Consider the following 19,349-nt stretch of genomic DNA (forward strand, 5'->3'; position numbering starts at 1 on the left):
AAGTGAGCGATCCGGAGCGAATGATCCGGATGCTGTTGATCGGCTATTGCTTCGGCATCCGCTCCGAGCGCCGCCTGTGCGAGGAGGTGCGTCTGAACCTGGCCTACCGCTGGTTCTGTCGGTCCGGGCTCGACGGCGGCGCGCCTGATCACTCGACCTTCTCGAAGAACCGGCAGGGCCGCTTCCGCGAGAGCGATCTGTTGCGCGAGCTGTTCGAGACGCCCGTGCGGCTCTGCATCGCGGAGGGGCTGGTCGGCGGCGAAGGCTTTGCGGTCGATGCCAGCCTGATCAAGGCTGATGCCAACAAGCAGCGTTCGGCCGAAGCCTCCGAGCCGGTCGACTGGGACGATCTCGCCCGGACCCGCCGCTCGGTGCGCGAGTATCTCGACACGCTCGACGAGGCCACCTGGGGCGCGGCCAGCGAGGCCTAGCCGAAGTTCGTCTCCCGCACCGATCCGGCGGCGCAATGGACCGGAGCCCTGAAGGGCCAGGCCTTCTTCGCCTATGCCACCAACGATCTGATCGATCTCGATCACGCCGTCATCGTCGAGGTCGAGGCCAGCCGCGCGATCCGGCAGGCCGAGGTCGGCTCGACCCGGACCATGCTCGACTGGACGCAAGAGCGCTTCGGCCTGTGGCCGGCCAAGCTCGCCGCCGACGGCGCCTACGGCTCACCGTCGTCGAGGGACCGGGCGATTGCGGGCGGGGACGTGTTTTCGTTTCGTCGTGCAGTGAATTGGACGAACAACAAGTTGGCGCCAACCACGAGTGATGCGCCGATCAGCGTGGCGACGAGACGATCGAGCAGCAGATCGTTCTCCAACGTCCGGCCGGCGTCGATGAGCAGGATGATCAGCGGCGTCATCACAGCCGAGTAGGCCAGATAATTGCCGCCCCGCAGCACAGGGCGCACAGCGGCCAGAAGCCCGATGGCGACCACGAGAGCCCAGGCGGGCAGTCCCAGCCGCAGGAAGATCCCTGCCGCGGCAACCCCGAGTGCCGTGCCAAGCGCCCTCTGTGTTGCCTTGATCGGCACAGTCTCCACGTGCCGCGGAGTCAGGATCGCCACGGTCAGCCCGATCCAGTGAAAATGATGGTTGGGCCAGGCGATATCCAGCCCCGTAGCAATCGCCAGGCAAGTGACCAGCCTTGCAGGGTAGCTCCAGCCGGCCGGTGCGGCGAGCGAGCGTTGCCAGCGGACGAATTTCTGTCGTGCCGTCGGGACCCGGACTGGCGCATCGGCGGGCTCCGGCGCTGCTTGCCGGGTTCGGCGGGCGAGGGCGCCGAAAAGCAGGCTGAGCCCGGAGGTCCAAAACGCACCCGCGGAAATCAGCCCCACAAAATCCAGCGCCGTCAATGCGCGCACGGGTTCCGCAGCCGGCGGCACGGCGCTCACAATCATCAGGAAGAGGACAAAACGGGTCGCCGCTACGACCATGAAGCGACTGAAGCCGCTGATCACCGCAGCGATGCCCGAAAGCAGGAGCAGCCCGACATTGCTCAGCCAGCCATATCCTCCAAGAAGGGCTGCACAAAGCGCAGCGAGAACTATGGGAACGAGCGCATCGAGCTCGCTCTTGGCATGTGCCTGCAAGCCTGCGCCAATCTCCACGCGCCCCACCGCGAGGCCGCCGATGGCCGCAGCAAGGCCCAGCGCGAGGTGCCCTCTCTGCATGGCGAGAAGCACCGGGCAGGCCATGCCCAGCCCCGCCGCAAGAATCGCGGCGACCTCGATGTTCCCGTCAGGGGACCAGCGAAAAGCCTCCCGCAGATGCGCTCTTGTGCTCAGGTTCGGCATTCGCTCCGGATGTCCTGGTGCCTCCCGATATAATACGCTATGCGTACTATATGGAAAGTTCATCCCGTGAGGAAGCCATATCGATTCTGCGGGCCGTTCTGGCGCTCGGCCGCCGGCTGCGAGCAGAGCGCCCGAAGGGTTCGGTCACCCTGTCCGCTGTCAGCATCCTCGGAACCCTAAGCCGGCTTGGCCCTATGGCCGCCACCCAGCTCGCTACCGAGGAACGTCTTCAGCCCCAGTCACTGACTCGCATCCTCGCGGGTCTGGAGCAGGAGGGCCTCATTGTCAGAGCCCGAAGCGATGCCGATCGGCGCGAAATCCTCATTGCCCTCAACGATCGAGGGCGGCGCGTGTTGGCCGACGATATTCATGCGCGGCGGGTCTGGTTGGAGAACGCCATCGCAGCCGTGCTGAACGAGGAGGAGCGCGATCTGCTGTTCTCTTCGTCTGAGGCCATGCTCAAGCTTGCCCTCCACCGCGGCCCTGGTGATGAAGCGGCTGCAGAATGACAGCCTCCAGGGTTCGGATTTCGGCGGCTCCGGCCGAAGGCGAATGACCAGGCGGGATTCGGCCCGGCGCTTGGATTGCCGATAGGTCTCGACAGCATCGGCGACTGCCGCGCGCTCGCGTTCTTCGTCGCTAGCGGTGGTACAGCCCAGCAGTTCCTCGGCCCGCTCCAGCGCAGCGGTCAGCTCCTGCGCATCGCGGATGACGAGATGGGCCACGGCGCATCAACCGGCACCTAATTCGTTCGCTCCCTTCGGCGTCTATCGATCGGCTCATAGAACTCATGCGGATCGCCCCGCTCATGAGGTTCTTCGAGCCGCTTCACGCGCCTTCCCCGTCGAATGGGGCTGCGGCTGCGATCTCGCCTGTGGTGATCGGCTTGATCGGCATGCGCTGCCTGAAGTAGCCGATCTCCTCCTGGCCTTTCCCGCTCAGCGCGGACATCGTCTCCGTGACCGTATGCCCGCACATTCGGCCCTGGCAGGGTCCCATCCCGCAGCGGAGGAATCCCTTCGCCTGGTTAGGGCCGGCCGCGCCCTCCTTCACGACCCGCGCGATCTCGCTGCGCGTCACCTCCTCGCAGCGGCAGATGATGACGTCGTCCGCCTGCGGCACGACGAAGGCGTCGCTCGGCCGGTAGAGCGTCTCCAGGAACGGCCTGACGGCGCGGTCGCGCCCGAGTGCCGCCCGCAAAGGAGTGCCGGCCCTGTTGCGTTCCCGCTCGTCGATCGCGCCGAGGTCGCGGGCGATGTCGAGTGCGGCGAGCGCGCCGCTCAGCCGCGCCGAAACGGCGCCGGCGATTCCGGCTTCGTCGCCGGCGATCCAGAGCCAGGGCTGGCTGGAGCGGTTCCACTCGTCGAGCGCGGGCCGCCAGCAGCGCTGGCGCTCGTCCCAGAGGTGCCGGCAGCGCAGAGCCATGGCGAGATTCACATTGGGCACGACGCCCTGATGGAGCGCGACACGGCCCGTATCGGCGCGCTGCCAGCGCCCGCCGATACGCCATCTCGCGCCGCGTATGGCGTCCTCGCCTTCGAGCTCCACCTGCTCCACGCCGCGCTCGATCCGAACGCCCGCGGCCCGCAGCTCGCGGATCAGACCGAGCCCCTTGAACAGATAGCGGGCGGCGAGAAGGGCTCGCGGGAGATGCGGGAGCGCCGCGCCGAGATTCCCCCGCGGCGTCGTCTCGATGATCAGCCGCGGCGGATGGCCGGCGCGACAATATTGCGCCGCGACGAGGTAGAGCAGCGGCCCGCAACCGACGAAGACAATGTCGTCCTCCACCAGCCCGGCGGATTTCAGCAGGATCTGGGCCGCGCCGGCGGTCATCACGCCGGGCAAGGTCCAGCCGCGGAGCGGAAAGGGACGCTCCATCGCACCGGCCGCCGCGACGATCCGGCGCGCGAAGGTCACGCCCGAGCCGCTGCGCGAGCGCCAATGGATCTCTCCCTCCGCGATGGACCAGACCATCGTCCCGGCGCGATGCTCCGCGCCGGAGCGCTGGAAGGCCTCGACCAGGTCGAGACCCGCATAATAGTCCGGTCCCAGGATGTCCTGGCGATCCCGTTCCGGCCGCTCGGTAACGGCGCGATAGATCTGGCCACCGGGTCGGCCGGCCTCGTCGAACACCACGCAGCTCAGACCCTGCTTCCGGGCCATGACGGCAGCCGCCATGCCGGCCGGCCCCGCGCCGATGATCGCGACGTCGAACGGGGCGGTCACCGGTTGATCTCCGCGGCGCCCGCCTGCGGCTCGACGACCATACCGCCATGCACGGTCTCCAGGCAGGCCTGCCGATTGGGCTCGCCATCGACCGTGACGAGGCATTCGAAGCATACCCCCATCATGCAATAGGGGCCGCGCGGGGCCCCTGATCGCGGTGTGCTGCGGAAGGCCTTGATGTCGGCACGCAGAATGGCCGCAGCGAGATTCTCCCCTTCGCGGGCGGGAATGGCTCTGCCCGCGAAGGTGAACGAGGTATCGAATTCCCGGAGGTCAAGACGCTGGAACACTGAAGCGATCCGATGAGAAAGGCTGCCAGGCCGGATCCAGCCGGCCGGCGGACAATGCGGTGGCAAGGGGGCCGGCATGGAACGGCGCGAGCGTGACGCCGCTATGGACCGTGACCAGGAAGGCGCCCGGATGGGCCGCCGACTCGGCATAGACTGGCATGCCGTCCGGCGACATCACGCGCAGCGCTGCCCAACTGCGCACGACCTGCGCATTGGCGAGCAGCGGCAAGGCGGCGACGGCGCGTTGGGCCGTCGTCTGGATGACATCGGGCGTGGTGCGATCGTCCAGCCCGGCCTCTTCCGAGGATTCCCCGAAGATGACGCCGCCCTCCACCGTCTGGCGGATGAAGCTGATCCCGTAGCGCAGGAAAGACTTCAGTTTCTCCGTGACCAGAATCTGGCCCCGGACGGGACGGATCGGAGCGAACAGGCCCAGCCCGGGTGCGAGTACCTTGTTGCCGAGCCCGGCGGTCAGGATCACCCGATCGGCCAGCCAGTCGCCCTGAGGCGTCTCCACCCGAAAACCCGAGCCGTCCGGCGCAAGGCGCTCCACGGGGTGGCCGGGCCGGTAGTCGCCGCGCCGTTCGAACACCGACAGCAGGGCGCGCAGCAGATGGAACGGGTTCGTCGTGCCGTCGTCGCTGCAGAACGTCGCCCCGACCACCGCGGGGCCGGCCTCGGGCAGCAGCCTGCGGATGCCGGCATTGTCCATGACCTCGAACCGGCTCGGCACCGTGGCCTGGGCATCCAGATCGGTCAGCGTCTTGCTGCGGCGTTCCAGTTCCGCTTCCGTGAAGCAGAAGAAGAACGCCCCGGGCCGCCGGAAATGCAGGTCGATCCCGCTCTCGGCCCCGAGATCGTGGGCGAAATCGTCCCAATCCTTCGCCGCCCGCCGGGTCAGGTCGGCATAGGCCGGGCCGCCCGCGCCCTTGCCCTGGACCCAGACATTGCCGAGATTGCCGCGCGCCGCCCGAAAGGCGATGTCGCCCTCGTCGAACAGCGTCACCTTTTCACCGCGGGCGGCGAGACCATAGGCGACGCTCGCGCCGACGATGCCGCCGCCGATAACGGCGATTCCCGTCTTGTGCGGGCTCCTCATGCGGCCCTGCCCATGTCGTCACAGGGCGAATAGGTCCGAGCGCGTTTCATGGCAGCGTCGACGGTCAGTCCGTGCCGAAGCGCCGCGGCTTCAGCGCCGCATGGAAGGTATTGACCATCGTGACCGCGTCGAAGACCGGCAGGCCGAAGCGTTCGGCGATATCGGCACTGAACGGCGTCAGGTTGGTGCACTCCCCGACAATGGCACCGACATCGGGATGCCGGCTCAGGAGATCGCCCGCGGCGGCGAGCACCTCGTTGCGCAGCACGTCATAGGGAACGGTGTCGTCGCCCTCGCGGATGCTGCGGACGAATTCGGAGCTCTGCGGCAGGCCGACGACGGGTGTGTCCTCGGCGATGCCGACGGCGCGCAGATAGGGGCCGTTCAGCACCTCGGCATTGTAGGTGAGGATGCCGACCTTCTTGCCCGTCGGCAGCATGCGCTCGACCATCGGCACCTGCAGCAGCGCGCTGGTCGCGACCGGCACGGAGCAGAAATCCGCGAGCTCGCGCTGGTAGATCGAGAGGAAGCCGCAGGTCGTGGTGATGCCGTCGACGCCGGCATCGATCAGCTCCTGCGCCGCGCGCTTGAACGGTTCGAGCAGGCTGGACTGGTGCAGCTCCGTCATGCGCGAGGGCACGGCGTCGTGGACGATCTTGTACTGCACCGGAAAGTCCCAGGTGCCGGCATGGCCGATATCGCCCGGCCAGCGCCGGAAGCGGCTGTTGACCATCAGGATGCCGACGGTGACGCCGTAATAGGTCTTCTGGCGAAGGTTGTTGCGCATGGAACCCTTCCGGATCGTGCCGCGTGGGCGTCAGTGGCGGCCGGCCGAACGCCGGAACCGCTCGTTGAGGAACAGGAGGCCGGTCATCAGCACCAGCAGCAAGGTCGCGACGGCCGCGAGCGTCGGATTGATCTGGAGCAGCAGGTCCGACCACATCTGGCGCGGCAGCGTGTTGAAGGAGCCGCCGGTCAGGAACAGCGCCACCGTCAATTCGTCGAAGGAGGTGACGAAGGCGAAGAGGAAGGCGGAGAGCAATCCCGGCTTGATGATCGGCAAGGTGATCCGGCGCAGCGTCTGCCACCGGCTCGCGCCCATCACCGCCGCCGCCTGGTCGAGCCGCCGGTCATAGGTTGCGAGCACCGCCATCACGGTGATGACGACATAGGGCACGGCCAGCACGGCATGGGCGATGACCAGCCCTGACACCGTCCCGACCAGTTCGAGCTTCGAATAGAGGAAGAACAGGGCGACCGCGATGACGATGCGCGGCACGATGAGCGGCGAGAGGATCACCGCGAGCGCGGCGGTCTTGCCCGGAAAGCGGTTCCAGGCCATCGCGAAGGCCGCCATCGTGCCCAGCACCAGCGCCACGGCGCCCGAAGCCAGCCCGACGACGAGCGAATTCCAGGCGGCGCTGGTCCAGTCGGAGGAAGCGAAGACGGCCTCGTACCAGCGCAGCGAGAAGCCGCCCGGATTGGCCTGCACCGCATTGCCCGGCGTGAAGGAGGCCGGGATCACGAAGAGCGTCGGGATCAGCAGGAAGGCGACGACGATGAGGAACAGCGCGAGGCTGCTGCCCCGGCCGAACCCGCGGAAGGCGCGCGCGGGAAGCAGCCAGGCGAAGACCGCGCCGATGCCGGCACAGAGGCTGCCGAGGCCGTTGACGATCGCCCGGCCGATCACGTCGAGAGTGCGCGACCAGGCCGAGACCGTCCGCGCCGAGCGGTCGGCGGAGCCGCCGGCCAGGCTCGACAGTCCGACGACTCGGTCATAGGCGACGAAGACCAGGATCGAGGCTGCGAGCAGCAGGACCGAGAGCGTGCTGGCCGCCGGCCAGTTCAGCAACTCCTGGATCTGGGTGATGATCACCTGCGTCAGCATGGTCTCGCGCGCGCCGCCGAGCAGGGCCGGGGTGATGAAGAAGCCGAGCGAGCTGATGAAGACCATCATCGCGGCGGCGCTGATGCCCGGCATGCATTGCGGGATATAGATGCGCCAGAAGATCTGGGCGCGTCCGGCGCCGAGCGTCTCCGCGGCGCGCGACAGGTTGCCGTCGATCGTCTGCATCACCGGCAGCATCGTCATGACCGCGAGCGGCAGCATCGCATGCGACATGCCGATCAGCGTGCCCGTGAGGTTGAAGATCAGCGAGGCCGGCGCATCGACGATGCCGAGCGCGAGCAGGAGCTGGTTGACCGCGCCGTTCCGCCCCAGAAGGATCATCCAGGCGAAGGTCCGCACCAGGAAGCTGGTCCAGAACGGCAGCAAAACCCAGATGACCAGCGCGTTGCGGCTGCGGGGCGCGGCGTTTGCCAGATAATAGGCGACCGGGAAGCCGCCGACGACCGAGATCACCGTGGTCCAGCCGGCGATCTTGAAGGTGATCAGCAGGACGTCGAAATAGAGCGGATCGGAGAAGGCCTTGGCGAAGTTGGCGGAGGTGATCGCTCCGCCCTGGTCGAACAGCGACAGCGACAGGATCTGCCCGACCGGGAAAAAGAAGAAGAGCGCCAGGAAGGCGAAGAGCGGGAGCAGTGGCAGGAGCGGCCTTGCGCGGCGTAGCCGCGGCTGAAGCGCTGATATCGCGGGCTCGGCGACGGGGGCGGGTTCGTAATCGCGCGCGGACATGGCCGTCATGTCAGGCGCCCGGCGGCAGCACGATGGCGTCGGCGGCGGACCAGCCGAGCGTCACGCTCTGCCCGCGCTCCGGCAGCGGCTGCCCGGATGTCAGCTCCTTCGCGAGAAGGGTCGTGCCGTCGTCGAGCCGGACATTGATCTTGGTGAAGCCGCCGACAAAGACGGCGTCGAGCAACTGGCCGCGCCGGATGTTCTCATGCGCCTCGCCGTCGCGGATGAGCTTCAGCCGTTCCGGCCGCACCATCCAGTTGACCTCGGCATCGGTGCGGTGGCCGGCATCGGCCGCCACCTTGATCGTCGAGCCGTCGGCAGAACCGAGCAGGGTCTCCGTTCCGGTCGAAAGCACCTTCGCAGGGGCGATGTTGGATTCGCCGAGGAATCCGGCCGCGAACACCGAGGCCGGCTTAAAATACAATTCCGCCGGCGTGCCGATCTGTTCGACCCGGGCATTGTTCATCAGGCAGATGCGGTCGGACATCGACAGCGCCTCCTCCTGATCATGCGTGACGTAGAGGATGGTGATGCCGAGCTCGACATGCAGACGCTTGATCTCGGTCTGCATGTGCTCGCGCAGGTTCTTGTCGAGGGCGCCGAGCGGCTCGTCCATCAGGATGATCGAGGGCTCGTAGACGATGCAGCGCGCCAACGCGATCCGCTGCTGCTGGCCACCGGACAATTCGCGCGGCAGGCGCTCCGCGACATGGGGCAGATGGATGAGGTCGAGCACTCGGCGCACCGCCGCGTCGATCTCGGCCGCGCCCATCCGGCGCATGCGCAGCGGAAAGGCGATGTTCTCGTAGATCGAGAGATGCGGGAACAGGGCATAGTTCTGGAAGACCATGCCCAGCCCGCGCTTCGCCGAGGGCTCGTCGGTGACTCGCCGCCCGTCGATCCAGATGTCGCCACCCGTCGGCTCGGTCAGCCCGGCGATCAGCGACAGGAGCGTGGTCTTGCCCGAGCCGGACGGCCCGAGCAGCGTCAGGAACTCCCCGTCGCGCATCGAGAGCGTCGTCGGCTGCAGCGCCGCCACGTCGTTGTAGCGCTTGGTGACCTGTTCGGTTCGCAGCTTCTCCGACATCGGGCCTGCGCCTCAGCTACGGAGCAGCCAGGCGTTGAAGCGCTCGAACATCTTGTCCTTGTTCGCGCCCCACCATTCGTCGTTGCTCGGGATCAGCTTGGTGAAGTTGGCCGGCTCCGTCGGCAATTGCTTGGCGCGGGCGGGGTCGATGAACTTGAACGCCGTCTGGTTGGTCGGGCCATAGGCCAGCGCCTTGGTATAGAGCGCCTGCCGCTCGCCATTGGCGCAGGAGGCGATGAACTTCTTGGCGAGCTCCGCCCGCGGGCAGCCCTTCGGAATCGCCCAGCCTTCCATGCCGTAGAGCCCGCCATCCCAGATGATCTCGACCGGCGCGCCATTGTCGATCGCCGCCTGGATGCGCGCATTGCTGGAGGGCAGGAAATCGACCTCGCCGCTCTGCAGGAGCTGCGTCGTCTGGGTGAAGCTCGTCCACCAGACCGCGATATGCGGCTTGATCGTGTCGAGCTTCTTGAAGGCCCGGTCGACATCGAGCGGGTAGAGCTTTTTCGGGTCGACGCCATCCGCCAGCAGCGCCCCTTCGAGCGTATGGATCGGGCTCTTCGGCAGGGCGCGGCGGCCGGGGAACCTGGCGACGTCGTAGAAATCGGCCCAGTTCGAGGGGCGGGCCTTCATGTTGTCGGTGCGGTAGCCCAGCACGCTGCCATAGACGTTGGTGCCCAGCCAGTCCGGCTGCTTCGCCAGCGGCAGAAGCTCGTCGTAATCCGCGCCCGAGAACTGCAATGGCTCGAGCAGCCCGGCATCCGAGAGCAGCTTGCGTGACGACAGGGTGATCGAGACGACGTCCCAGACATAGGACTTGGCGTCGACCTGCGCCTTCACCTGGCTGGTCGGCTCGGAGTCGCGGGAGACGTTGACGAGCTCGGCGCCGGTCTTGCGGAAGGGCGCATAGAAGGCGGGGGTGAAGCCGGTGACGTAGACGCCGCCGGGATCTGCCACGGTGATCCGCTCGGCGGCGGAAGCCGGGCGGATGATGAAGGGCGCGGCGATCAGGCCGGCGCCACCGCCGAGAAGGCCGCGCCGCGAAATTCCATTACGAACGAACGAGTGATCCGGCATGACATTCCCCTTTTTCTTGGAGTCAGGTGGAGAAATGGTCTTCGATGGTCATCTATGCCTGCGTCGAAATTGGAGACTGTTCTTCAAACAGGTCAATCTGTTTTTCAAAGCGGACGAATCCATCTACGCTCGATTCTCTGCTTCCGCGAGGGATGGAATGACTGAATTCGCGTCCGTTTGTGGTAGAATAATCTACGAATACGTCGTGCCCGGTCGCTTTCAGGAAAGCGATACGCTCGCTACGGCGAGGTTGGGAAAAGTTTAGCTGGATGATCGCTGTCCCGATGGACGGCATGCCAGCACCGGCATCTCGAATCCCGGGAACGACCGCCGCTATGCCCGGGCCGCCGCATCTCATGCGGGGTTCGACATGCGGTGCGAGAGAACGTCGATCGAGCCGCCGATCGCGCCGGCCCGAGGCCGAGGCGGACGAAATGGGCTCCGCCACTGTCCTTCGGCTGAGGAGCGAGGATGCGGCCATCGACCCCATCACATGGTCATTGTCGATTTCATGTTGTCGACAATACGCAAGGCATGTAGGTTTACAACATCAAATTTGCGCCGCATTCGATTTCGCATCGACCAGCGGTTCGACGGGGAGACGCGCATGAACAAGCCGGCAATGCCCGGTGGTGCCGTGACGGCGGTGAGCGCCCGGCGGCCGGCGATCGTCGTGGCGCCGAAATCGCTGACCCAGCAGATTTCGGACCATATCCGCTCCGAGATCATCCACGACAACATCAAGCCGGGCGAGTGGATCCGGGAGAAGGCGCTGACCGAGCAGTTCGGGATATCGCGGACGCCGCTGCGTGAGGCTCTGCAGATCCTGGCGACGCAGCGGCTGATCGAGATCATCCCGAACCGCGGCGCCGTCGTGGTCGCATTGTCGGATGACGAGATCCGACATCTGCTCGAGGTCTATGTCCGCCTCGACGTCTTCGCGGCCGAACTCGCCTGCGAAAAGGCGACGCCGCTGGACGACGAGACGATCCGCCGGCATCTCGCGACCATGGCGGAGGCCTATCATGCCGGCGACCGCTATACCTATTTCGACGCCAACCAGGCCTTCCATCTCGCGATTGCCGCGGCATCGCACAATCCTGTGCTGATCGAGATGCACGCGCAGCTCAATCTGCGCCTCTACCGCACCCGCTATCTCGGGGTTCTGCAGGCCGAGAACTGGGCGAAGGCCTTCAACGAGCACGAGCCGATCGCCGAGGCCTTCCTCAGCCGCAATGCGCCCGAGCTCGCCCGGCTGGTCTCGGAGCATCTCGGCTTCGCCTGGCGCATGGTCTCCTCCGACGCTGCAGAAGCCGAGGCGGTGAAGCCGGCCGATCTGGCAAGGACCGCCTGACCATCCGCTGACCTCCGGGACTAAGAGCGACGACGATGCTGAAGACGCCCGCACGACCGACCGTCGCCACCCATTGGGGCACCTATCGCGTGCGGATGTCCGAGGGCCGGCCCGCCGAGCTGGAAGGCTTCGAGCAGGACCCGGCGCCCTCTCCCATCGCCCGGTCGATGATCGGCGCGCTCGATGATCCCACGCGGATCGAGAAGCCGATGATCCGGGCCTCCTTCCTCGAAAAGGGCCATCGCGCGACGGGGGCAGGGCGCGGCGCGGAGCCCTTCGTGGCCGTGGACTGGCCCGAGGCCATCGCCATCGCGGCCGGCGAGCTCGACCGGGTCCGCAAGGAGCACGGCAACGGCGCGATCTTCGGCGGCTCCTATGGCTGGGCCAGCGCGGGGCGCTTCCATCACGCCCAGAGCCAGATCCACCGCTTCCTCAACGCCATCGGCGGCTATACCCGCTCCGTCGGCAATTACAGCTATGCCGCCGCCGATGCGATCGTACCGCATGTCGTCGGCGACCGCCGCGGGCTCGTCACCGATCACACCTCATGGCCCGTCATCATCCGCCACGCCCGGATGCTGGTGATGTTCGGTGGCCTGCCGCTGAAGAATTCGCAGGTGAGCTCGGGCGGGATCGGCCGCCACATCCTGGCCGAGAGCCTGGAAGCCTTCGCGGCGAACGGAGGCGAGCTCATATCGGTCACGCCGATCCGGGACGATGTCGAGGAGCGTTTCGGTGCCACCTGGCTGCCGATCGCGCCCAATACCGATACCGCGCTGATGCTCGGCCTCGCCCACACGCTCTGGAGCGAGGGGCTGCACGACAAGGCCTTCCTCGCGCGCTGCACCACCGGCTTCGACAAATTCCTGCCCTATCTCTCGGGCGAGAGCGACGGCATCGCCAAGACGGCGGAGTGGGCGGCCGCGATCTGCGGCATCGATGCCGAAGCGATCAGGAGCCTCGCCCGCAGGATGGCGGCCCAGCGGACCATGATCATGCTGGCCTGGGCGGTGCAGCGTGCGGATCATGGCGAGCAGCCCTGCTGGATGGCGATCACGCTTGCCGCGATGCTCGGCCAGATCGGCCTGCCCGGCGGGGGCTTCGGCATCGGCTACGGTTCGGTCAACGGTATCGGCAATCCGATCCTCGACCTCGCCTGGCCGTCCTTCTCGCAGGGGAGCAACGGCGTCGACGACTACATCCCGGTGGCGCGGATCTCGGACCTGTTGCTGAAGCCGGGAGAACCCTATCAGTTCAACGGGCAGGAGCGGCGCTATGCCGATATCCGCCTCGTCTACTGGGCCGGCGGCAACCCCTTCCACCACCATCAGGATCTCAACCGCTTCCTCGAAGCCTGGAAGCGGCCGGAGGTGACGATCGTTCATGAGAGCTGGTGGAATCCACTCGCCCGCCATGCCGATATCGTCCTGCCGGTGACCACCCAGCTCGAACGCAACGATATCGTCTGCTCCAGCCGCGATCGCCTTCTCGCGGCTTCGCACCGGGTCGCCGCGCCGTTCGGGCAGGCCCGGAACGACTACGATATCTTCGGTGCGCTGGCTGCCGCGCTGGGCGCGGAAGCGACCTTCACCGAGGGGCGGGCCGAGGAGGCGTGGCTGCGCTTCCTCTACGAGACGGCGCAGGAGCGTCTCGCGGGGCTGGGTTTCAACCCGCCCGATTTCGAGACCTTCTGGGAGGAGGGGGCGCTGCTCTTCCCGGAGCCGGAACGGCAGCCATCCCTGTTCGAGGCGTTCCGGCAGGACCCTGCCGCCAACGCCTTGCCAACGCCGTCCGGCCGGATCGAGATCTGGTCCGACAGGATCGCCTCATTCGGCTACGACGATTGCCTGGGCCACCCGGCCTGGCTCGAGCCGCGGGAATGGCTCGGCGCCGGCAAGGCGGCGCGCTTCCCCCTGCATCTGATCTCCAACCAGCCCAAGACCAAGCTCCACAGCCAATACGATCAGGGCTCGCATTCCCGCGCCGCCAAGATCCGGGGGCGCGAGCCGGTGCGGATTCATCCGGCCGATGCCCAGGCCCGCGGGATCGGCGATGGCGACATCGTCCGCCTGTTCAACGATCGCGGCGCCTGCCTTGCGGCGGCCGTGCTGTCCGAGGCGGTTCGTCCCGGCGTCCTGCAGCTCGCCACCGGCGCCTGGTTCGACCCGGCGATGCCGGGTGTCTCCGGGAGCCTCGAAAAGCACGGCAACCCCAACGTCCTGACCCATGATCTGGGGACGTCGCGCCTGGGGCAGGGGCCGAGCGCGCAATCCTGCCTCGTCGAGATCGAGCGCCACGACGGCGATGTGCCGCCCGTGACCGCCTTCGACCCGCCCCCGATCGTCAACCGCTCCTAACGACGCCAACCCGCGCGGAGATATCCATGCTGATCAAGAGAGCCGATTCGAACGGGCGCCGCAGCCGCGCCGTGGTGCATAACGGCACGGTCTATCTCGCGGGGCAGGTGGCGGATGACCGCTCGGTCTCCGTGGCCGGCCAGACCGCCCAGGCGCTGGCGAAGGTCGACGACATGCTCGCGCAATGCGGCAGTGACCGCACCAAGATCCTGTCGAGCATCATCTGGCTGAAGTCGATGGACGACTACAAGGCCATGAACGAGGTCTGGGACGGCTGGGTCGATCCGGATAATGCGCCGGCGCGCGCCTGCGTCACGGGCGACATGGCCTACCCCGATATCCTCGTCGAGATCATGGTCGTCGCGGCCGCGTGACGGCCCCGAAAGCAATCCGGCCGCATGAACCCTGGGAGACAGCCGATGCCTCGCCCGAAAGCGATCGAATACAGCGAAGCCAGCGATGCGGTGAAAGCCGTCTATGACGAGATCAAGTCGGCGCGGAAGCTCGACGACGTCAACAATTTCTGGAAATACCTCGCCAATGACGAGAAGACCCTGCGCCGGACCTGGGACAGCGTCCGGGAGGTGATGGCGCCGGGCGCGCTCGACCCCCTCGTCAAGGAAATGATCTACGTCGCCGTCAGCGTGACCAATAATTGCGGCTACTGCATCGCGAGCCACAGCGCCGCCGCCGCCAAGGCGGGCATGACGCGGGAACAGTTCCAGGAACTGATTGCGGTCGTCGGCATGGCGAACGAAACCAACCGACTGGTGAACGGGTATCGCGTGCCGATCGACCCGGCCTTCGAGAGATAGCCACGGCGGTCGTCAGCGATCGGTCGATCGCAGGCACCCGGCGGCGTGTCGCGCCTCCGGGGAATTTTCCTCCGAGCGCGAGGGTGGAACGATGCTTCGTGTGGGTCTTGTCGGGCTGGGTCGTATCGCCAGGACATTCCTGAGCCTGCGGACGGCGGAGGATGATGCGCACTGGCAAGTCGTCGGTGTCCTCAAGCGGAATGTCGCGGCGGCCGACAAGGTGGATTTCCCTGTTGTCGACACGCTTGCCGGCATCGGCGCATTGGCGCCGGACCTTCTGATCGACTTCACCGGGCCGAGCGCACTCAACGCTTACGGAGCCGATCTTCTCCGTCTTGCCGACGTCTGGACGGTCGGGGCCGCGGCCCTCGTCTCCACGGCGCTCGAACGGGATCTGCGCGAGGTCGCGGGGCAGACGGGGCATCGCCTGCGATTGCTGCCGGGCGCGATCGGCGGGTTGGACGCGCTTTCCGCCATGGCGGTCGACCCCGACTCGACTGTTTCGATCTTGGCCTGCACGGCGTCGAATCCGGTTGCGTCGGGGGTGATCGACGATGCACGCTCCGTCGTTGGCAGGAGCCGTGGCGTGAACGTCATTGCCACCGCCGCCTTCGCCTCGCGCGGCCTGGACCGGACGCCGGTCGATCACGTCGCGGTTGGCGACGGGGAGCAGCGCAGATTCGCCATCGAGGCCGACGGCGCCTACGGGTCATTTCGTGTCTGCATCGATCCGGTGACGGACGCGGAGCGCGGTACCATGCTTGTGGCCGCCAGTGCCATCGCTGCCCTGCGGAATGGCTACCGCCCGATTTGGGTCGGCTGACGTGCTGTCTTCGTTGAGACGCTCGCTCGCGGAAATGAACCGCGGGCGATGCCAGCTTGAACGGATATTTGCCAGGGCCGAAATGGGCGAAGACCCGGAAGTCAAGCCGCCCAAGGCGCGACGAAGGTTTGTGCCCGGTGTCATTCGATGCACTCCTTGCCAAGGGAAGCGGTTGCGCTCGGATCGCCGCCACTTCCTTCGATCCCGGCTTTCGTCACGCGGCCAGATGCCGGTTGAAAAAGCTGGTCAGCTTGTCGAACGGGATCGCGTCGACCTTGTCATAGAGATCGACGTGGCTGGCTCCCGGGATGATCATCAGTTCCTTGGGTTCGGCTGCGGCCGCATAGGCGGTTTCGCTGAAGTAGCGCGAATGGGCCTTTTCGCCATGGATCAGCAGGACCGGGCGTGGCGAGATCTCCTTGATGTAGGTCAGGAGCGGCATGTTCATGAACGATAGCGGCGTCGTCCGGGTCCAGGAATGGCCCGAGTTGACCGCACGCGGGTGGTATCCGCGCGGCGTCCGGTAATAGTCGTGGTAGTCGACCAGGAACTGCGCCTCGCCGCCCTTCAGATCGTTGTAGGGCGGCTGGTAGGCCGGGGTTCCGTTCGCGGCGTCTTCCCAGCGCTGCCGGCTCATCTGCTCCAGCGCCTGCGTGCGCTGTTCGAGCGTCACGCTGTCATTGTAGCCCTTCGACATGACGCGGGTCATGTCATACATCGTGCTGGCGACGACGGCCTTCACCCGCTTGTCCACGGCGACCGCATTCAAGGCCATGCCACCCCAGCCGCAAATGCCGATGACGCCGATCCGCTCGCGGTCCACGGAGGGATGAAGCCCGAGATAGTCGACGGCGGCACTGAAATCCTCGGTGTTGATATCCGGCGAGGCAACGTTGCGGGGCTCGCCACCGCTTTCGCCGGTGAACGATGCATCGAAGGCCAGAGTGACGAAGCCGCGCTCCGCCATCGTCTGCGCATACAACCCCGATGACTGTTCCTTCACCGCGCCGAATGGACCGCCGACGGCCAGCGCCGCCAGCCGCCGGCCGGCCCGGTCCTTGGGCAGGTACAGATCGCCCGCCAGGGTGATGCCGTAGCGATTCCTGAAGGAGACCTTCTGGTGATCGACCTTCTCGCTCTTCGGGAAGGTCTTGTCCCAGTCTGCTGGCATGCTCTGAGCCTTTGCGTTGGAGAGGTTGAAGAGAGGGGCGGCTGCCAAGACGGCGGCGCCCGCACCGGTCAGTTTCATCAGATCGCGACGGTCCAGGCGTGGGGTCGACGCCGGGGCTGTATTGGTATTCATCGATATCTCCCGTTCTTCTGTGACTATTCGGGCTTCAGCAGGCGTCGACCGTTGCCGATCAGCGCAACGCCGATGGCGGCCAGGATCAGGCTCCCCATGAAGGTCGCGAAGATCGACAGGCCATCGAGCAACAGCCCACCGACCACGGCGCCGAGCAGGATCGAGGCCTGGATCGCGGCGACCATCAGGCTGCCGGCGGCCTCCGGCGCATCGTCTGCGTTCTGCGACATCCAGGTCATCCAGATCACCGACATGGCGGTGTTCATGGCGCCCCAAACCGCCAGGAAAACTCCGGCCGCGACGACCGAGCCGCCAAGCAGCAGGAGGCCGAGCGTGCAGCCGCCCATCAGCAGCGCGGGAAGTCTGAGGAGAGGCGCCACGCTGCCGCTCAGAAACCGACCGGAAGCCCAGGTTCCGACGAAGCCGGCGCAGCCGAGCACCAGCAGCAGGATGGAGAGCGTCGTCACATCCGCCCCCGTCACCAGCTCCAGGAACGGGCGCAGATAGGTGAACATCGTGAAGGCCGAGCCCCAGGACAGCATCGAGGCGACGAGGCCGCGCAGGAAATACGGGCGCTTCAGCAGGCCGAGCATGGTCCGGACATCCTGCCGCTGGCGCGCCGGGAGTGAGGGCAACGCGAGCAGATGCCAGACGAGGTTGACGGCGACGATCGGCGTCAGCGCCCAGAACACGGAGCGCCAGCCGAACAGGCCGCCTAGATAGCTGCCGACGGGCGCGGCGAAGGCCGCCGCGATGGCCTGGCCGCCATACATCAGCGCCAGTGCGCGCGGCACCTCGCTCTCCGGAACCAGCCGCATGATAACGGCCGTCGCCAAGGCCCAGAAACCGCCGATGCAGATTCCGAGCAGGGCGCGACCGAGCATCAGGACGGCGAAGTTCGGGGCGACTGCGACCAGTAGCAGCGAGACCAACATGAAGGCGGTCATTGCGACCAGGACCCATTTGCGGTTCAGCGTCCCGGCGGCGGTGGTGATGATCATGCTCGCCGCGACCGCGAAGAGACCGCTGATCGAGATCGCCTGTCCGGTCTGACCCTCGGTCGCGCGCAGTCCTTCGGCCATTGGCGTCAGCAGGCTGACCGGCATGAACTCCGAGGCGATCAGCAGCGCCACGCAAAGCGCCATCGAGAGGACGGCGCCCCAGGAGGCGATCGACTTGGTTCCTTCATGCGATACGGCGGTGACCGCCATGTTGCTTCGCTCCTGCATCCGTTGCTGCAGTGCAAAATAGCGGTTCAACCTTCGAACGATTACCCGTCTGAATTTGAATGAACTAATCGATGAAATCGATTAATCTCGCCTGCGCCAGAACCGGGAAGCCTTATGGACAAGACCGATCTCAACCAGCTCAGGTGGTTTCAGGTCGTCGCCGAGGAGCACAGCTTCACCCGGGCGGCGGCGAAGATCGGCGTCGCGCAGTCGACGATCAGCTACGCCATTAAGCAACTCGAAGAGCGCATGGGTGTTCGCCTTCTAACCCGCACCACGCGCAACGTCGCGACGACCGTCGCCGGCGAGCGCCTGCTCCAGACCATCACGCCGCGGATCGCCGAAATCGAGGACGAGATCGCGGCGCTGACGGCGCTGGGTGACAAGCCATCGGGCTCGATCAGGCTGACGCTCTCCGACCACGCCCTCGAAAGCGTCGTCTGGCCGAAGCTGAAGCCAGTCCTTCGGAACTATCCCGACATTCATGTCGAGCTGATCCTCGACAGCACCTTCCGCAACATCGTCGAGGAGGGCTTCGACGCCGGTGTCCGGCTGGGCGAGAGCGTCGAGAAGGACATGATCGCCGTGCGGATCGGCCCGGACTGGCGGCTGGTGGCCGTGGCATCGCCTGCGTATCTCGACATGCACGGCGTACCGCAACATCCGCAGGATCTGATCCGGCACGTCTGCATCAACATGCGCCACGAGACAGCCGGCGGACTCTATGCCTGGGAATTCGAGAAGGATGGACAGGAGCTGCGCGTCCGGGTCAGCGGTCAGCTCACCTTCAACAATTCCTACGCCATGATCGATGCGGCGGTGAACGGCTACGGCATCGCCTACGTACCGAACGATATCGTGGAGCGTCAGGTCGCATCGGGCGAACTGGTCCAGGTGCTGGACGACTGGTCGCCCTTCTTCGACGGCTATTTCCTCTATTATCCCAGCCGCCGACAGAATCTCCCGGCCTTCAAGGTGATCGTCGAGGCATTGCGCCACCGACGTCCGGCAGGTCCCTGAATCGTTGGGGTCCGCTTTCGGGCAATGCGCCAAGGTCAGCTCGTGGTGCATCAGACGAGCGACAGGTGGAGTATGCTGCGCTTCGGATGCGGCGTCCCGATGGAGGATGCTGTCCGCCGTCAGCGCCCTTGAGACAGATTCGGGATTTTCGGGAAGGGAGGATTTCTGGATCATCGCAGCCATTCAGGAGCGCAGATGAGACAGAAATCGGTGCCGGAGAAAGCTCCGGCAGAGCA

General features: G+C 66.2%; 18 protein-coding genes and 1 pseudogene. 9 read left to right on the forward strand and 10 right to left on the reverse strand.

The window, feature by feature from the left end:
• Nucleotides 1–8 precede the first annotated feature (8 nt).
• A pseudogene (locus IED13_RS23265) lies at nucleotides 9–674 on the forward strand (transposase); the annotation flags it as partial.
• On the opposite strand, the gene IED13_RS29280 reads toward IED13_RS23265, so the two are convergent.
• Complete coding sequence (locus IED13_RS29280) at nucleotides 665–1,861, reverse strand: FUSC family protein (RefSeq protein WP_318652308.1); 1,197 nt, start codon at nucleotides 1,859–1,861, stop codon at nucleotides 665–667. The pseudogene IED13_RS23265 and the gene IED13_RS29280 sit on opposite strands and share 10 nt — an antisense overlap.
• Nucleotides 1,862–1,992: 131 nt before the next feature.
• On the opposite strand from IED13_RS29280, the gene IED13_RS23275 reads away from it, so the two are divergent.
• On the forward strand, nucleotides 1,993–2,307 hold the full coding sequence (locus IED13_RS23275) for a MarR family winged helix-turn-helix transcriptional regulator (protein ID WP_248312734.1): 315 nt from the start codon (nucleotides 1,993–1,995) through the stop codon (nucleotides 2,305–2,307).
• Nucleotides 2,308–2,382: 75 nt separating this feature from the next.
• Nucleotides 2,383–2,544: a hypothetical protein gene (locus IED13_RS23280; protein ID WP_191125619.1), complete on the forward strand. Its 162-nt coding sequence runs from the start codon at nucleotides 2,383–2,385 to the stop codon at nucleotides 2,542–2,544.
• 82 nt (nucleotides 2,545–2,626) lie between these two features.
• Here the strand turns inward: IED13_RS23280 and IED13_RS23285 are convergent, their stop codons facing one another.
• From IED13_RS23285 to IED13_RS23315, 7 genes are all read right to left on the reverse strand, one after another.
• Entirely contained in the window at nucleotides 2,627–4,024 is a 1,398-nt protein-coding gene (locus IED13_RS23285) for an FAD/NAD(P)-dependent oxidoreductase (RefSeq protein ID WP_260368471.1), read from the reverse strand.
• Complete coding sequence (locus tag IED13_RS23290) at nucleotides 4,021–4,314, reverse strand: (2Fe-2S)-binding protein (RefSeq protein WP_038363363.1); 294 nt, start codon at nucleotides 4,312–4,314, stop codon at nucleotides 4,021–4,023. The genes IED13_RS23285 and IED13_RS23290 overlap by 4 nt, the downstream gene beginning before the upstream one ends.
• Complete coding sequence (locus IED13_RS23295; RefSeq protein WP_191125621.1) at nucleotides 4,298–5,413, reverse strand: NAD(P)/FAD-dependent oxidoreductase; 1,116 nt, start codon at nucleotides 5,411–5,413, stop codon at nucleotides 4,298–4,300. The genes IED13_RS23290 and IED13_RS23295 overlap by 17 nt, the downstream gene beginning before the upstream one ends.
• A 64-nt stretch (nucleotides 5,414–5,477) precedes the next feature.
• Nucleotides 5,478–6,200 carry an aspartate/glutamate racemase family protein gene (locus IED13_RS23300; protein ID WP_038363369.1) on the reverse strand — a complete coding sequence of 241 codons (723 nt, stop codon included), beginning with the start codon at nucleotides 6,198–6,200 and terminating at the stop codon, nucleotides 5,478–5,480.
• A 30-nt stretch (nucleotides 6,201–6,230) separates the two neighbouring features.
• The gene (locus IED13_RS23305) at nucleotides 6,231–8,057 is read right to left on the reverse strand and encodes an ABC transporter permease subunit (protein WP_191125622.1); all 1,827 of its coding nucleotides are present in this window, start codon (nucleotides 8,055–8,057) and stop codon (nucleotides 6,231–6,233) included.
• Nucleotide 8,058: 1 nt separating this feature from the next.
• Entirely contained in the window at nucleotides 8,059–9,135 is a 1,077-nt protein-coding gene (locus IED13_RS23310) for an ABC transporter ATP-binding protein (RefSeq protein WP_133560799.1), read from the reverse strand.
• 12 nt (nucleotides 9,136–9,147) lie between these two features.
• A complete protein-coding gene (locus tag IED13_RS23315) occupies nucleotides 9,148–10,212 on the reverse strand; it encodes an ABC transporter substrate-binding protein (RefSeq protein WP_191125623.1) in 1,065 nt (354 codons plus the stop codon).
• Between the two features lie 607 nt (nucleotides 10,213–10,819).
• Here IED13_RS23315 and IED13_RS23320 point away from each other — a divergent pair.
• The 5 genes from IED13_RS23320 to IED13_RS23340 all read left to right on the forward strand — a co-directional run bounded on the left by IED13_RS23320 (nucleotide 10,820) and on the right by IED13_RS23340 (nucleotide 15,561).
• Nucleotides 10,820–11,566 carry a GntR family transcriptional regulator gene (locus IED13_RS23320; protein ID WP_191125624.1) on the forward strand — a complete coding sequence of 249 codons (747 nt, stop codon included), beginning with the start codon at nucleotides 10,820–10,822 and terminating at the stop codon, nucleotides 11,564–11,566.
• Between the two features lie 35 nt (nucleotides 11,567–11,601).
• Entirely contained in the window at nucleotides 11,602–13,923 is a 2,322-nt protein-coding gene (locus IED13_RS23325; protein WP_191125625.1) for a molybdopterin-dependent oxidoreductase, read from the forward strand.
• 26 nt (nucleotides 13,924–13,949) lie between these two features.
• Nucleotides 13,950–14,297: a RidA family protein gene (locus IED13_RS23330; RefSeq protein ID WP_038363375.1), complete on the forward strand. Its 348-nt coding sequence runs from the start codon at nucleotides 13,950–13,952 to the stop codon at nucleotides 14,295–14,297.
• A gap of 45 nt (nucleotides 14,298–14,342) precedes the next feature.
• Nucleotides 14,343–14,738 carry a carboxymuconolactone decarboxylase family protein gene (locus IED13_RS23335; protein ID WP_191125626.1) on the forward strand — a complete coding sequence of 132 codons (396 nt, stop codon included), beginning with the start codon at nucleotides 14,343–14,345 and terminating at the stop codon, nucleotides 14,736–14,738.
• A gap of 91 nt (nucleotides 14,739–14,829) precedes the next feature.
• Nucleotides 14,830–15,561, forward strand: coding sequence for a DUF108 domain-containing protein (locus tag IED13_RS23340; protein WP_191125627.1), 732 nt, complete (start codon nucleotides 14,830–14,832; stop codon nucleotides 15,559–15,561).
• 214 nt (nucleotides 15,562–15,775) lie between these two features.
• Here IED13_RS23340 and IED13_RS23345 read toward each other — a convergent pair whose 3' ends face one another.
• A complete protein-coding gene (locus IED13_RS23345) occupies nucleotides 15,776–16,864 on the reverse strand; it encodes an alpha/beta hydrolase (RefSeq protein ID WP_191125628.1) in 1,089 nt (362 codons plus the stop codon).
• Nucleotides 16,865–16,887: 23 nt separating this feature from the next.
• Nucleotides 16,888–18,075, reverse strand: a complete 1,188-nt coding sequence (locus IED13_RS23350; protein ID WP_191125629.1) for an MFS transporter — start codon at nucleotides 18,073–18,075, stop codon at nucleotides 16,888–16,890.
• A 132-nt stretch (nucleotides 18,076–18,207) separates the two neighbouring features.
• On the opposite strand from IED13_RS23350, the gene IED13_RS23355 reads away from it, so the two are divergent.
• Nucleotides 18,208–19,113 (forward strand): LysR family transcriptional regulator, encoded by a 906-nt coding sequence (locus IED13_RS23355; protein ID WP_191125630.1) that lies wholly within the window; start codon nucleotides 18,208–18,210, stop codon nucleotides 19,111–19,113.
• Nucleotides 19,114–19,349 lie beyond the last annotated feature (236 nt).

The organism is Allobosea spartocytisi (genome assembly GCF_014764685.1).
GTDB lineage: Bacteria > Pseudomonadota > Alphaproteobacteria > Rhizobiales > Beijerinckiaceae > Allobosea > Allobosea spartocytisi.